General features: G+C 67.0%; 14 protein-coding genes. 8 read left to right on the forward strand and 6 right to left on the reverse strand.

The window, feature by feature from the left end:
• Window positions 1–18: 18 nt before the first annotated feature.
• The 3 genes from JYG37_RS24740 to pobA form a co-directional block, all read right to left on the reverse strand.
• Window positions 19–675 (reverse strand): CoA transferase subunit B, encoded by a 657-nt coding sequence (locus JYG37_RS24740; protein ID WP_006482308.1) that lies wholly within the window; start codon window positions 673–675, stop codon window positions 19–21.
• A gap of 20 nt (window positions 676–695) precedes the next feature.
• Window positions 696–1,412, reverse strand: a complete 717-nt coding sequence (locus JYG37_RS24745) for a 3-oxoacid CoA-transferase subunit A (RefSeq protein ID WP_213346629.1) — start codon at window positions 1,410–1,412, stop codon at window positions 696–698.
• Window positions 1,413–1,555: 143 nt separating this feature from the next.
• Window positions 1,556–2,788, reverse strand: a complete 1,233-nt coding sequence (gene pobA / locus JYG37_RS24750) for a 4-hydroxybenzoate 3-monooxygenase (protein ID WP_213346630.1) — start codon at window positions 2,786–2,788, stop codon at window positions 1,556–1,558.
• A 117-nt stretch (window positions 2,789–2,905) separates the two neighbouring features.
• Here pobA and JYG37_RS24755 point away from each other — a divergent pair, with 117 nt between their 5' ends.
• From JYG37_RS24755 to JYG37_RS24765, 3 genes are all read left to right on the forward strand, one after another.
• Window positions 2,906–3,832 (forward strand): LysR family transcriptional regulator, encoded by a 927-nt coding sequence (locus tag JYG37_RS24755; protein WP_050017184.1) that lies wholly within the window; start codon window positions 2,906–2,908, stop codon window positions 3,830–3,832.
• Between the two features lie 96 nt (window positions 3,833–3,928).
• Window positions 3,929–4,564 carry a GTP cyclohydrolase I FolE gene (gene folE, locus JYG37_RS24760; RefSeq protein WP_050017185.1) on the forward strand — a complete coding sequence of 212 codons (636 nt, stop codon included), beginning with the start codon at window positions 3,929–3,931 and terminating at the stop codon, window positions 4,562–4,564.
• Window positions 4,564–5,367, forward strand: coding sequence for an SDR family oxidoreductase (locus JYG37_RS24765; RefSeq protein ID WP_050017186.1), 804 nt, complete (start codon window positions 4,564–4,566; stop codon window positions 5,365–5,367). Before folE ends, JYG37_RS24765 begins: the two co-directional genes overlap by 1 nt.
• A 166-nt stretch (window positions 5,368–5,533) precedes the next feature.
• On the opposite strand, the gene epsC is transcribed toward JYG37_RS24765, so the two are convergent.
• Window positions 5,534–6,454, reverse strand: coding sequence for a serine O-acetyltransferase EpsC (gene epsC, locus JYG37_RS24770; RefSeq protein ID WP_050017187.1), 921 nt, complete (start codon window positions 6,452–6,454; stop codon window positions 5,534–5,536).
• 138 nt (window positions 6,455–6,592) lie between these two features.
• A complete protein-coding gene (locus JYG37_RS24775; RefSeq protein ID WP_050017188.1) occupies window positions 6,593–6,826 on the reverse strand; it encodes a hypothetical protein in 234 nt (77 codons plus the stop codon).
• Between the two features lie 278 nt (window positions 6,827–7,104).
• Here JYG37_RS24775 and JYG37_RS24780 point away from each other — a divergent pair, with 278 nt between their 5' ends.
• The 3 genes from JYG37_RS24780 (at window position 7,105) to fnr (ending at window position 9,354) form a co-directional block, all read left to right on the forward strand.
• A complete protein-coding gene (locus JYG37_RS24780; protein ID WP_050017189.1) occupies window positions 7,105–7,512 on the forward strand; it encodes a DUF3005 domain-containing protein in 408 nt (135 codons plus the stop codon).
• Window positions 7,513–8,036: 524 nt separating this feature from the next.
• A complete protein-coding gene (locus JYG37_RS24785) occupies window positions 8,037–8,504 on the forward strand; it encodes a universal stress protein (RefSeq protein ID WP_050017191.1) in 468 nt (155 codons plus the stop codon).
• Between the two features lie 103 nt (window positions 8,505–8,607).
• The gene (gene fnr, locus JYG37_RS24790) at window positions 8,608–9,354 is read left to right on the forward strand and encodes a fumarate/nitrate reduction transcriptional regulator Fnr (protein ID WP_050017192.1); all 747 of its coding nucleotides are present in this window, start codon (window positions 8,608–8,610) and stop codon (window positions 9,352–9,354) included.
• A gap of 48 nt (window positions 9,355–9,402) precedes the next feature.
• Here fnr and JYG37_RS24795 read toward each other — a convergent pair whose 3' ends face one another.
• Window positions 9,403–10,296: a LysR family transcriptional regulator ArgP gene (locus JYG37_RS24795; protein WP_006480142.1), complete on the reverse strand. Its 894-nt coding sequence runs from the start codon at window positions 10,294–10,296 to the stop codon at window positions 9,403–9,405.
• Between the two features lie 108 nt (window positions 10,297–10,404).
• Between JYG37_RS24795 and JYG37_RS24800 the strand changes: the two genes are divergently transcribed.
• Window positions 10,405–11,025: a LysE/ArgO family amino acid transporter gene (locus JYG37_RS24800; protein WP_050017194.1), complete on the forward strand. Its 621-nt coding sequence runs from the start codon at window positions 10,405–10,407 to the stop codon at window positions 11,023–11,025.
• A gap of 347 nt (window positions 11,026–11,372) precedes the next feature.
• Window positions 11,373–12,320: an aldo/keto reductase gene (locus tag JYG37_RS24805; protein ID WP_124680670.1), complete on the forward strand. Its 948-nt coding sequence runs from the start codon at window positions 11,373–11,375 to the stop codon at window positions 12,318–12,320.
• Window positions 12,321–12,418 lie beyond the last annotated feature (98 nt).

Genomic DNA, 12,418 nt, shown 5'->3' on the forward strand with positions numbered 1-12,418 from the left:
CACCGGCACGCTTGCCGTTCAGGCGGCTGCCTTCTGCGTCGCGTCGATCAGCGGCACGCCGGTCAGCTTCTGCAACTCGTCGAACGACAGGTCGGTGAAGATCTCGCTCACCGCGAGGCCATCGGCCGTCACGTCGAGCACGGCGAGATCCGTATAGATACGGCTCACGCATTGCACGCCGGTGACCGGATACGAGCACTGCGCGACGATCTTGCTCTCGCCCTGCTTCGTCAGGTGCTCCATCATCACGAACACCTGCTTCGCGCCGATCGCGAGGTCCATCGCGCCGCCGACGGCCGGAATCGCATCGGGCGCACCCGTATGCCAGTTCGCGAGGTCGCCGTTCGCCGATACCTGGAACGCGCCGAGCACACAGTAGTCGAGATGGCCGCCGCGCATCATCGCGAACGAATCCGAGTGGTGGAAATACGCGCCGCCGGTGAGCAGCGTCACGTGCTGCTTGCCGGCGTTGATCAGCTCGTCGTCTTCCTCGCCGGGCGCGGGCGCCGGGCCCATGCCGAGCAGGCCGTTCTCGCTGTGCAGGAAGATCTCCTTGCTCGGGTCAAGGTGGTTCGCCACCAGCGTCGGCACGCCGATGCCGAGGTTCACATACGCGCCTTCGGGGATGTCCTGGGCGACGCGCTTGGCCATTTCATCGCGGGTCAGTCGTTTCATGTCGGTTTTCCTCCAGGCGGTCAGGCGGCTTGCGATGCAGCGTGTTCGGCGGCCAGCTCGGCCGCGTGCGCGGCCTGCGGCACCTCGACGATCCGCTGCACGAAAATGCCCGGCGTCACGATGTGTTCCGGGTGCAGCCCGCCGAGCGGCACGACTTCCGACACCTGGACGATCGCGACCTTCGCCGCGCTGGCCATGATCGGCCCGAAGTTGCGCGCGGTCTTGCGATACACGAGGTTGCCCCAGCGATCGCCCTTGTACGCCTTCACGAGCGCGAAATCGGCGTGGATCGGCGTCTCGAACACGTACGGCTTGCCGTCGATCACGCGCGTTTCCTTGCCTTCCGCAAGCTTGGTGCCGTAGCCCGTCGGCGTGAAGAAGCCGCCGATGCCGGCGCCCGCCGCGCGGATGCGCTCCGCGAGGTTGCCCTGCGGCACGAGCTCCAGCTCGATCTCGCCCGCACGGTACAGCGCGTCGAACACCTGCGAGTCGCTCTGGCGCGGGAACGAGCAGATGATCTTGCGCACCTGCTTCGCCTTCAGCAGCGCCGCGAGACCCGTCTCGCCGTTGCCCGCGTTGTTGTTGACGATCGTCAGGTCGCGCGCGCCCTGTTCGATCAGCGCGTCGATCAGCTCGGACGGCATGCCGGCCGTGCCGAAGCCGCCGATCATGATTGTCGCGCCATCGTGGACGTCGGCAACCGCCGACTGAAGCGATTCGAAAATCTTGTTGACCATGTCTCTTCCTGATGCGAACCCGCGGCTCGTGCGCGGCCTGTCGAGGGGACACGCGCGTGCCGCGTGCCGCGCCGGAGGCCTTCGTCGACCCTCGGCTTTTGTTCGCTATTCGAACCTTGATTCGATTAGCGAACGATGGCCGATCATAGAGTCGCGCACAGCGCGTTGTCAAGGCGGGTTCGCTCGGGGGGCGTCGCGTCGTCGAACGGCAAGCCGACGTAGTTTTCGGCGAGCGACTGCGCGGCGGCCCGCGAACGCGTCACGTATTTCAGCTCGGCAAACTTCAGGCGATTGACGAACGGGGAGTCGTGCGGCGACGCATGCAGCATGTTCGTCATGAAGTAAGAAAAGTGCTCGGCGCGCCACACGCGTTCGAGGCAGGTCGCCGAATAGCGCTCGAGCGGCGTCGCGTCGCCCGTCCGGTAGCGCGCGCCGAGCGCGCGCGACAGCGCGCGGACGTCGGCCACCGCGAGGTTCATCCCCTTCGCGCCGGTCGGCGGCACGATGTGCGCGGCGTCGCCGGCGAGGAACAGGCGGCCGTGCTGCATCGTCTCCGACACGAAGCTGCGCATCGGCGTCACGCTCTTCTGCGTGATCCGGCCCTCGGTCGGCGTCCAGCCGGTGTCGTTCGAGAAACGCGTGTGCAGTTCGTCCCAGATCCGCGCGTCGGACCATTCGGCGAGGTCTTCATCCGGCTTGCACTGCAGGTACAGGCGCGTGACCGTCGGCGAGCGCATCGAGAACAACGCGAAACCGTTGTCGTGATGCGCATACACGAGCTCGTCGAGCGACGGCGCCGCGTCAGCGAGGATGCCGAGCCACGCGAACGGGTAGACGCGCTCGAACGTGTTCAGCCGCTCGGCGGGAATCGTCTGGCGTGCGATGCCGTGGAAGCCGTCGCAGCCGGCGATGTAATCGCAGTCGATGCGGTCGGCGCGGCCGTCCGCGTGCTTGAACGTGACGAACGGGTGCTCGCTTTCGACGTCGTGCAGCGCGACGTCGCTCACTTCGAAGTGCATCTGATGGCCGTGCTCGACGCCGGCCGCGATCAGGTCGCGCACGACTTCATGCTGGCTGTAGACGGTGATCGCGCGCCCGCCGGTCAGTTCGGACAGGTCGATGCGGTGGCGCTGGCCATCGAACAGCAGCTCGATGCCGTGATGTTCGAGCCCTTCGCGGCGCATCCGGTCGCCGAGGCCGGCTTCGTTCAGCGTGTCGACCGTGCCCTGCTCCAGCACACCGGCGCGGATGCGGTTCTCGCAGTATTCGCGCGAGCGCGCTTCGACGAGGATGGAATCGACGCCTTGCAGGCGCAGCAGGTGGGAAAGCAGAAGGCCGGACGGACCGGCGCCGATGATCGCGACTTGGGTGCGCATTGTTCGTCTCCAGAACTTTGGTTCGAATAATGGAACACATTTGAGCGCTTTCCCGACTATGCGGCAACGCGATTCAGGAGATATGTTGTATACGTTTTGAAGATACCAGCCCCGGCGATGGACCCGCTCGACCTGAACCTGATTCCCTACCTCGTCGCACTCGACGACACGCGCAACGTCAGCCGCGCGGGCGACCTGCTCGGCGTGAGCCAGCCGCGCGTGAGCACGGCGCTCGGCCGGCTGCGCGAATACTTCGGCGATCCGCTGTTCGTGCGCACGTCGCGCGGGATGGAGCCGACGCCGCGCGCGCTCGCGCTGCTGCCGGCCGCCCGCGACGCGCTCGCGCAGATCGAGCGCGGCCTCGTCGCGCCGCACGACTTCGACCCGGCCGCGAGCACGCATACGTTCTCGATCGCGCTGTCCGACGTCGGCGAGATCGTGTTCCTGCCGAAGCTGCTGCAGGCGTTCGCGACGCTTGCGCCGCACGCGAACCTGCGTTCGGTCTCGCTCGCGCACGACGAAGTCGGACGCGGCCTCGAAGCCGGGTCGATCGATCTCGCGGTCGGCTACTTCCCCGATCTCGACGGCAACAACTTCTTCCAGCAGCGGCTGTTCACGCACCGGTTCGTCTGCCTGATGCGGCGCGGCCATCCGTTCGAGCAGACGCCGCCGTTCACGGTCGAGCAGTTCCTCACGTGCGGCCACGCCGTCGTGCGCGCCGAAGGCCGCAGCCAGGAGGTGCTCGAGAAATATCTGGCGAAGCAGCGCATGCAGCGCCGCGCGGTGCTCGAAACGCCGCACTTCATGAGCCTGCCGTTCATCCTGAGCCGCACCGACCTGATCGCGACGGTGCCGCATGCGATCGGCTATGCGTACGCGGCCGAGCACGCGTTCATCGTGCCCGTCGAGCCGCCGCTCGCGCTGCCGCGCTTCGACCTGAAACAGCACTGGCATCGCAAGTACCACAACGATCCGCGCACCGCATGGCTGCGCGGCGTCGTCGCGTCGCTGTTCAACGACGAGCAGGACGAATGGCCGAAGTAAAGAAGCGGGCGCGGCGGCCCGCACACACGACCGGCGAAAGCATGAAACAATGGCCGGATATCGGCCGCCGCAGGCGGCCTTCGATGGAGCCACTACATGGGTAAGGGAAAGAAAACCACACAGCCCGAGCCGGTCGCCTCGCGGCCGAGCCGTGAAGAAGCAGAAGACGCCGTCCGCGTGCTGTTGCGCTGGGCCGGCGACGATCCCGCGCGCGAAGGTTTGCTCGACACGCCCGCACGCGTCGTGCGCGCCTACGAGCAGTTCTTCGCCGGCTATGCGCTGGAGCCGCGCGACATCCTCGCGCGCACGTTCAGCGAGGTCGACGGCTACGACGAAATGATCGTGCTGAAGGACATCCGCTTCGAGAGCTACTGCGAGCATCACATGGTGCCGATCATCGGCCGCGCGCACGTCGCGTATCTGCCGAACCATCGCGTCGTCGGCATTTCGAAGCTCGCGCGCCTCGTCGACGCATTCGCGAAGCGCCTGCAGATCCAGGAAAAGATGACCGTGCAGATCGCCGACACGCTGTTCGACGTGCTGCAGCCGAAGGGCGTCGGCGTGATCCTCGAAGCCGCGCACCAGTGCATCTCGACGCGCGGCGTGCACAAGCCGGGCGTCGAGATGGTCACGTCGCGCATGCTCGGTACGTTCCGCACCGATCCGTCGACGCGTCGCGAATTCCTGTCGATCGTCGCGAATCCTTCCTCGGTCAACCTGACGAATACCTGATGGAGCAGACGAAGCAAACGGCGCACGCGCCGGTCGTGCTCGTGACCGGCGCCGCGCGCCGGGCCGGGCGCGCGTTCGCCGAGTATTTCGCCGCGCACGGCTATCGCACCGCGGTGCACTACGACCGTTCGGCCGATGCCGCGCAGGCCGCTGCTCGAACGATCGCCGAACGCGGGCACGATTCGGTCGCGCTGCAGGCCGACCTGTCCGATGCCGCGCAGATCACCGCGCTGATCGACCAGGTGTATGCGCGCTTCGGGCGCCTCGACGTGCTGGTCAACAACGCGTCGGTGTTCTGGCAGGACCATTTCCCGAGCTTCGATCTCGCGGCGTTCGACCACGCGTGGGCCGTCAACTGCCGCGCGCCGATCCTGCTCACGCGCGCGTTCTACGAGCGGGCCCGCGCGGCCGGCACGCAGGGCGTCGTCGTGAACGTGGTCGACCAGAAGATCAAGGAAAACTTTCACCGCGACCATTTCAGCTACACGGTCGCGAAGGCCGCGCTCGGCAACCTCACGCAGATGCTCGCGCTGTCGTCCGCGCCGGTGTTGCGCGTGAATGCGGTGTTCCCGGGGCTGATGCTGCCGAGCGACGACCAGACGCAGGCCGACTTCGAACACGCGAGCCGCGCGTCGACGCCGCTCGCGCGCATCGCGGGCCCCGACGACGTCGCGAGCGCGATCCTGCTGCTGACGGGCAATGCATACAACGGCGTGGATTTCGTCGTCGATGCGGGCCAGAACCTGATCCGCGTCGATCAGGACGTGCTGTACAAGCACCGCTCGCCGGACGGCAAGCACTGACGCTTCGATGAACGAAGGCGGCTGCGCGCCGCCTTCGTGCGACGGGTCGAACAAGCTTCGCGCCGCTCACGCCCGATAACGCCCGACGGCGGGCCGGCCGCCGATCCATTACGCGTCATGCGCCGCGTTGTGCAGAACCACCCCCGCGCATTCGCCCGCCGCCACGTTACGGCTTCTCCGCGCTCCCGCCCTCGCGAACCTTGCCCTGCGCGACGCTCGTGCCGGGCGGCACGCTGTGCGTGAGCCACACGTTGCCGCCGATCACCGAGCCGCGCCCGATCGTCACGCGGCCGAGAATCGTCGCGCCCGCGTAGATCACCACGTCATCCTCGACGATCGGGTGCCGCGCATTGCCCTTCACCAGCGCGCCTTCGCCATCCGCCGGGAAACTCTTCGCGCCGAGCGTGACGGCCTGGTACACGCGCACGCGTTCGCCGATGATCGCGGTTTCGCCGATCACGACACCGGTGCCGTGGTCGATGAAGAAGCTCGGGCCGATCTGCGCGCCCGGATGAATGTCGATGCCGGTGGCCGAGTGCGCGATTTCATTGATGAACCGCGCGAGCAACGGCACGCCAAGCTGGTGCAGCGCGTGCGCGAGCCGATGGTGCATCATCGCGAACACGCCGGGGTAGCACAGCAGGATCTCGGTGATGTGCTGCGCGGCCGGATCGCCCGCGTACGCGGCCTGGATATCGCTGACGAGCAGCGCGCGGATCGCCGGCAACTGCCGGCCGAACTCGCGCGCGATCTCGAACGCGCGTTCGTCGAGCTCGGCGAACGGCGTGTCGACATGCTCGGGCAGGAACGGCAGCGCGCGGCGAATCTGCTCGGACAACACGCGCAGCGTGCTTTCGAGCGTGTGGCCGACGTAGTAGTCGACGCTTTCGTCGGTCAGGTCGGGCGCACCGTAGTGCGTCGGAAACATCGACGCGCGCAGGCCGGTCACAATCTTGCAGATTGCATCGCGCGACGGCAGCTCGCGGATGCCGCGCGGATGGCGCGTGCGATGGAGTTCCTCGCGCGACTCGCGCAAGCCGGCGACGATTTCTTCGAGGCCCCACTGACGGGCGGGTGATGTCGACATAGGCCAATGCAGACAGCCGAGCGCGGTTGCGCGGCCGCTAATAAAGTGACGGGTTCCGCAAGATTACCGCGTTTTTTGTCCGGGAGCGGCGCCCCCGGGGATCGGCCGGACGGCCGACGCTGCTCGCGGGCGACGGCGTCACATCGCGATGCTGCTCGCGTCGATCCAGCGCACGGCCCAGTCGCGCGCGTGCGCGATCGCGTCGCCTTCGTCGTTGAACTGGAGCTCGATCGGAAAAAACCGGTTCGCCACGAGTTCCCCGTCGCTCGATCGGGAGATCACGACGTAGGGCTTGAACGAACCGTCACTGGCGCGTGCGGGCGCGCAATTCAACAGATAACCGCGATGCGTGAAGGCAGTAGTCGCTTGCATGAGTCCGCCACCTCTAGTCCCTTGCTTTGTTGTTCGCTACCCGTCTTTAAGGGTGCTGCGGCGCCCCGGCGCGGGCAGAGGCGGCGAGACTTCATCCCCTGTCGCCGCTTCGCAGGAAAAGAATCATACTCTGTAGAAAACGCGTCTTCTAGCTGAAATAAATCATGACAAATCAGTGCGCGTCGCGCGACCGCGGCGATCGCCCGCGCGCCTTTTCCCGTCGTGCCCGGAACGGGATTTGCTTCGATCCGGAGCGTGTCGCCGCCAGGAGAGCCGCGATGGAATCGTCCGCTCAAACACGGGGTGCGCATCCGCGCAGCATCGAACTCGACAACGACGACACGCACGACAGCACGGTCGACACCGACGGCAAGCACCGCGAAGCGTCGCGCCTCGCCGGCGTCGGGCCGATCTCGCCCGACCAGATCACGCGCAGCAACGCATCGCTCGTCAATGCGATGCCGGAAGCCGGCGACGGTTTGGCCGGATTCGACAGTCGCCCCGACGGCAACCATCCGGCGTTCGCGCTACGCGCCGGCTACAGGGTGATCGAGAAAGGCTTCGACGCGCCGTCTGCAGGCGACACGCCGTTCGGTCCCGTTCACCGGATGTACGGCAGCGCGTATTGGCCCGGCCACGGCCGCCGGCCGGCGCGCGTGATCGAGTTGACCGTTGTGCCAGGATAGCCGGCGCGGCGTTTGAATCGATCGTTCGATTGGGAATCGCGATCGGTCGATGACGGTGATCGATGGCGGTGCATCCGCGCGCGACCGGAGCGCGGGCCGCTACTCGCTCGCACGATGCCGCGGTGAACGATGCCGCGTATTGGCATCGGGATTCGCAATCATGCATGCCGTGCATCGTGTCGACGCGCATGCGTTGACCGAAGTCATCGCGTCACGGCGCGATTGCGATTCAATGGCGAGACGTACGGCGCATCGGCGTGGTTGCCGGGCCGGGTCGATGCGCGCGCATGCGTTTTCGCCGACGACGCAGCCGAACCATACGACACCCATCGCGCGATGCAGCACGCGTTGCGCGCATGGCCACGCAGGGCCGGCACAGACAGCGACAGCGCGGTCGCACGGCCCGGCAGGCGCCTCGCTGCACGATCGCGACCGTTGGTTTACCCTGCCTCGCAGCGTTGCGTATTGCCCACCCCGATCGGCCATCCGGCCGACTTCGTTTCAACCCGCCACTCGGAGACACTATGTACAAGCGAATTCTGGTTGCCGTCGACGGCAGCGACACGTCCCGCCATGCGTTCGATGCCGCGCTGGCGCTCGCGAAATCGCACGGCGCGGAGCTGCAGCCGTTCTACGTCGTCGAGAACGCCGCGATCTACTACAACGTGCCCGGCTACGATCCGTCCGTGCTGCGCGATCAGCTCGTCGCGCAGGGCAACGCGCTCGCGCAGGATTTCGCGAAGCTGATGCAGGCCGCCGGCGTGAAAGGCGAAACGCGGCTGAACGAAGCGACGTCGCTCAACGACGTGTCGTCGCTGATCCTCGACGGCGCGAAAGCGTTCGGCGCCGATCTGCTCGTGCTCGGCACGCACGGCCGCCGCGGCTTCCGCCGCCTCGTGCTCGGCAGCATCGCCGAACAATGCGTGCGCCACGCGACGCTGCCGGTGCTGCTGATCCCGACGGCCGCCAGCGCGGACGAGCCGGCTGCCTGAGCGGCGTTCGGCACGCGCGGCCGGTCGCGACGTTTTGTCACCCGACAGCGGCAACTTGCGGTGGGACAATGATTTCGTCGATCCAATGCCGGAGTAAACGATCATGCTGACGCCCGTCGCCACCCGCCCCGCCGCCGCGCCCCATACCGGTAGCTGGGCTCCCCGCCAGGCCGCACACTGCTCGTCGTGCGCGATGCGGCACCTGTGCATGCCGCAGGGCCTGGCGCCCGAAGCGCTCAGCCGCCTCGAGTCGGTCATCTGCGCGGCGCGCCCGGTCAAGCGCGGCGAAGCGCTGTTCCGCGAAGGCGACGCATTCGACAACCTGTACGCGGTGCGCTCGGGTTCGCTGAAAACCGTCGCGACACGCCATGACGGCCGCGAACAGGTCACGGGCCTGCATCTCGCCGGCGAAGCGCTCGGCCTCGACGGCATCTGCGACGATACGCACCCGCGCACCGCGGTCGCGCTGGAAGACAGCTCGGTCTGCGTGATCCCGTACAGCGCGCTCAAGGCGCTGTGCTCGGAAGCCGGCTCGATGCAATTGCGCATGCACAAGCTGATGAGCGAACAGATCGTGCGCGAAACGTCGCAAACGATGCTGCTCGGTTCGCTGAATGCCGAAGAGCGCGTCGCCGCTTTCCTGCTCGACGTGTCGTCGCGCTACCTGAAGCGCGGCTACTCGCCGTCGGAATTCAACCTGCGGATGACGCGCGAGGACATCGGCAGCTATCTCGGCATGACGCTCGAAACGGTCAGCCGCACGCTGTCGAAATTCCAGAAGCGCGGCCTGATCGAAATGCAGGGCCGCCACGTGCAGATCGTCGACTTCGACGGCCTGCAACACGTCTGACGCCGCACGGCGCGCATCTCGCGCGCGCCGCCTGCATCATGTCGCGGGTCAATCGAGAAACAGCGCGGCGCGCGCCTTCAGCGCCGCGCTGAAATCGTCGAGCCAGCCGATCGACAGACGCCAGCTCTGCCAGTACAGATCGATGTCGATGGTGCGCCCCCGCGACATGTCGATCAATTCACCCGCCGCCAGCTGGCGGTCGACCATCCGGTCCGGGCACATCCCCCATCCCAATCCCGTTTCGCATGCGCGCAGATAGCCCGCGACGTGCGGTATCCAGTGCTGCGGCGGATCGAGATCCGCCCGCGTCACGCGCCGGATGAAACGCGCCTGCAACCCGTCCTTCGGATTGAACATCACGCACGGCGCGCGGCGCAGCGCATCGCGCGTGATCCCCGCGTCGAAATAGCGCGCGTAAAACGCCGGCGAGCACACCGCACGATAACGGATCCGCCCGAGCCGCTCCGACCGGCACCCCTGGATCGGCTCGGCCTGCGCGGTCACCGCGCCCTGCACGCTGCCGTCGCGGATGCGCGACGCCGTGTAATCCTGATCGTCGATCACGAGATCGAGCAGCGTCTCGCGCTCGGTGCAGAACGGGCCGACCGCGTCGATGAACCACGTCGCGACGCTGTCGTCGTTGACGGCCACGCGCAACGTCGGCCACGCGCTCGCGATCTGGCCCGGCAATGCGGGCATCCGGCCGCCCAGTTCGGCTTCCAGCAGTTGCACGCGTTCAGTATGCCGGCACAGCAGCGCGCCCGACGTGGTCGCGACACACGGCTGCCCGCGCTTGACGAGCACGCTGCCGACCCGCTCCTCCAGCAGCTTCACGCGCTGCGACACGGCCGACGGCGTGACGTTCAGCTCCTTGGCCGCCCGCTCGAACGAACCGTGCCGGATCACGGCCGCGAGGGCATCGAGCAACGCATAGTCGAGCATTAGATTTCCTTAATCCACATTAGGTGATTTAGCTTCTCTTATTTTCGTGCCGATCGCAGACTAGCGCTACCCGATTGATTCGTCTACTGCTTCCACGGCTGTCCCCTCATGAACTGGCTCGCTTTTTCCCACGGCGTCGCACTATGCGCGTCGCTCATCGTCACCATCGGCGCGCAGAACGCATTCGTGCTGCGCCAGGGCATCATGCGCTCGCACGTCGGCAAGATCGTGCTGCTGTGCGCGGTGTCCGACATGATCCTGATCGGCGCGGGCGTCGGCGGCGCTTCGGCGCTCGTCGAGCGCTATCCGACCTTCGTCCATGCGGTGCTGTACGTCGGCCTCGCGTATCTCGCGTGGTTCGGCATCAACGCGCTGCGCCGTGCGTTCAAGCCGGGCCACGACACGCTCGACGTGCGCGGCGACGCGGTCGCGCCGCCGCCGCAGGGCGCGCTCGCGATCGTGCTGATGACGCTCGCGTTCACGTGGCTCAACCCGCATGTGTATCTCGACACGTTCCTGCTGATCGGCACGGCCGGCGCGCGCGAGCCGGAAGGCGCGCGGCTCGCGTTCGCGATCGGCGCGATGACGGTCAGCGTCGTGTGGTTCCTCGGGCTCGGCTATGGCGCGCGATTGCTGGCGCCGTGGTTCCGCAAGGCGGTCGCGTGGCGCGTGCTGGATGGCGCGATCGGCAGCATGGTGCTGTTTCTCGCGGCGGTGCAGTTGCGCTGACCGAACCTTCTGCAAACGGGCGGCGGCCTGCCGCCCGGCTTTCCCTCCGCGTGGGCACCACACCAGCGCAAGCTGCGTGATTCCCGTCGCGCACGTCGCCGCAAAATTCGCTCCCGATCCAACGCAACCGCACGGAATACGCATGCAGCGGACGCGGTCTCCGCCATCTGCCGCAAGCCGTCCACCATCGCGGCGTTACTGCGCCTGCACGAATCGAAACGATCGGCGAGAATGTCCGGTGTCCCGCGACCACGGCGGAACCGCACCGCGCATCCTGCCGTCCCGCCGGGATCGTCTCGACCCATCCCGCAGTTCAATCCCGTTACCTGCCGTTATCGGAGAGGAACATGGCACATCGCACCCTCGGTACATCCAGCATCCAGGTTTCGCCGCTCGCGTTCGGCGGCAACGTCTTCGGCTGGACCGTCGACGAGAACGCATCGTTCGCATTGCTCGACGCACTCGCCGACACCGGCATCAACTTCATCGACACGGCCGACGTCTATTCGGCCTGGGCGCCCGGCAACCAAGGCGGCGAATCGGAAACGATCATCGGCAAGTGGCTGAAGCGCTCCGGCAAGCGCGAGCAGGTCGTGATCGCGACCAAGGTCGGCATGCTCGGCACGCGCGCGGGGCTGTCGAAAGACAACATCCTGAAGGCCGCCGACGATTCGCTGCGCCGCCTGCAGACCGACTACATCGACCTGTATTTCTCGCACCGCGATCTGGCCGACACGGCCCCGCTCGAAGAAACGCTCGGCGCGTATCAAACGCTGATCGACGCGGGCAAGGTGCGCATCATCGGCGCGTCGAACTACAGCGGCGCGCGCCTGCGCGAAGCCGCCGCCATCAGCGCGCGCGACGGATTGCCCGCGTACCAGGTCATCCAGCCCGAATACAACCTGCTCAACCGCGCCGACTACGAACGCGATCTCGAGCCGGTCGTGCGCGACCTGAAGCTCGGCGTCGTCAACTACTACGCGCTCGCGAGCGGGTTCCTGTCGGGCAAGTACCGCAGCGAGGCCGACCTGAAGAAGAGCGTGCGCGGCGATCGCGTCGCCGGCTATCTGAACGAACGCGGCCTGCGCATCCTCGCCGCGCTCGACGCCGTATCGGCGAAGCACGGCACGCAGCCGGCCGCGATCGCGCTCGCATGGCAGATCGCGCGGCCGACGATCACCGCGCCGATCGCGAGCGCGACGTCGCTCGAGCAGCTCGCGCTGCTCGGCGAAGCGATCCGCGTCACGCTCGATCGGGACGACATCCGCCGGATCGACGAAGCCAGCGCGCCTTGAAGCCGCCGGCGGCAGGCCGACGGAATCGCACGGGCAGGCGGTTCCGCGGCTTGCCTGCGAGTCATGCAGGGCGGATGGATACAATGGCGAGCATCCGA

Source organism: Burkholderia sp. LAS2, from assembly GCF_018417615.1.
Lineage (GTDB): Bacteria > Pseudomonadota > Gammaproteobacteria > Burkholderiales > Burkholderiaceae > Burkholderia > Burkholderia sola.

Bases quoted from the DNA above. Each gene is read 5' to 3' on its own strand.
- JYG37_RS24740 (WP_006482308.1), bottom strand. From the start codon at position 675: ATGAAACGACTGACCCGCGATGAAATGGCCAAGCGCGTCGCCCAGGAC.
- JYG37_RS24745 (WP_213346629.1), bottom strand. From the start codon at position 1,412: ATGGTCAACAAGATTTTCGAATCGCTTCAGTCGGCGGTTGCCGACGTC.
- pobA (WP_213346630.1), bottom strand. From the start codon at position 2,788: ATGCGCACCCAAGTCGCGATCATCGGCGCCGGTCCGTCCGGCCTTCTG.
- JYG37_RS24755 (WP_050017184.1), top strand. From the start codon at position 2,906: ATGGACCCGCTCGACCTGAACCTGATTCCCTACCTCGTCGCACTCGAC.
- folE (WP_050017185.1), top strand. From the start codon at position 3,929: ATGGGTAAGGGAAAGAAAACCACACAGCCCGAGCCGGTCGCCTCGCGG.
- JYG37_RS24765 (WP_050017186.1), top strand. From the start codon at position 4,564: ATGGAGCAGACGAAGCAAACGGCGCACGCGCCGGTCGTGCTCGTGACC.
- epsC (WP_050017187.1), bottom strand. From the start codon at position 6,454: ATGTCGACATCACCCGCCCGTCAGTGGGGCCTCGAAGAAATCGTCGCC.
- JYG37_RS24775 (WP_050017188.1), bottom strand. From the start codon at position 6,826: ATGCAAGCGACTACTGCCTTCACGCATCGCGGTTATCTGTTGAATTGC.
- JYG37_RS24780 (WP_050017189.1), top strand. From the start codon at position 7,105: ATGGAATCGTCCGCTCAAACACGGGGTGCGCATCCGCGCAGCATCGAA.
- JYG37_RS24785 (WP_050017191.1), top strand. From the start codon at position 8,037: ATGTACAAGCGAATTCTGGTTGCCGTCGACGGCAGCGACACGTCCCGC.
- fnr (WP_050017192.1), top strand. From the start codon at position 8,608: ATGCTGACGCCCGTCGCCACCCGCCCCGCCGCCGCGCCCCATACCGGT.
- JYG37_RS24795 (WP_006480142.1), bottom strand. From the start codon at position 10,296: ATGCTCGACTATGCGTTGCTCGATGCCCTCGCGGCCGTGATCCGGCAC.
- JYG37_RS24800 (WP_050017194.1), top strand. From the start codon at position 10,405: ATGAACTGGCTCGCTTTTTCCCACGGCGTCGCACTATGCGCGTCGCTC.
- JYG37_RS24805 (WP_124680670.1), top strand. From the start codon at position 11,373: ATGGCACATCGCACCCTCGGTACATCCAGCATCCAGGTTTCGCCGCTC.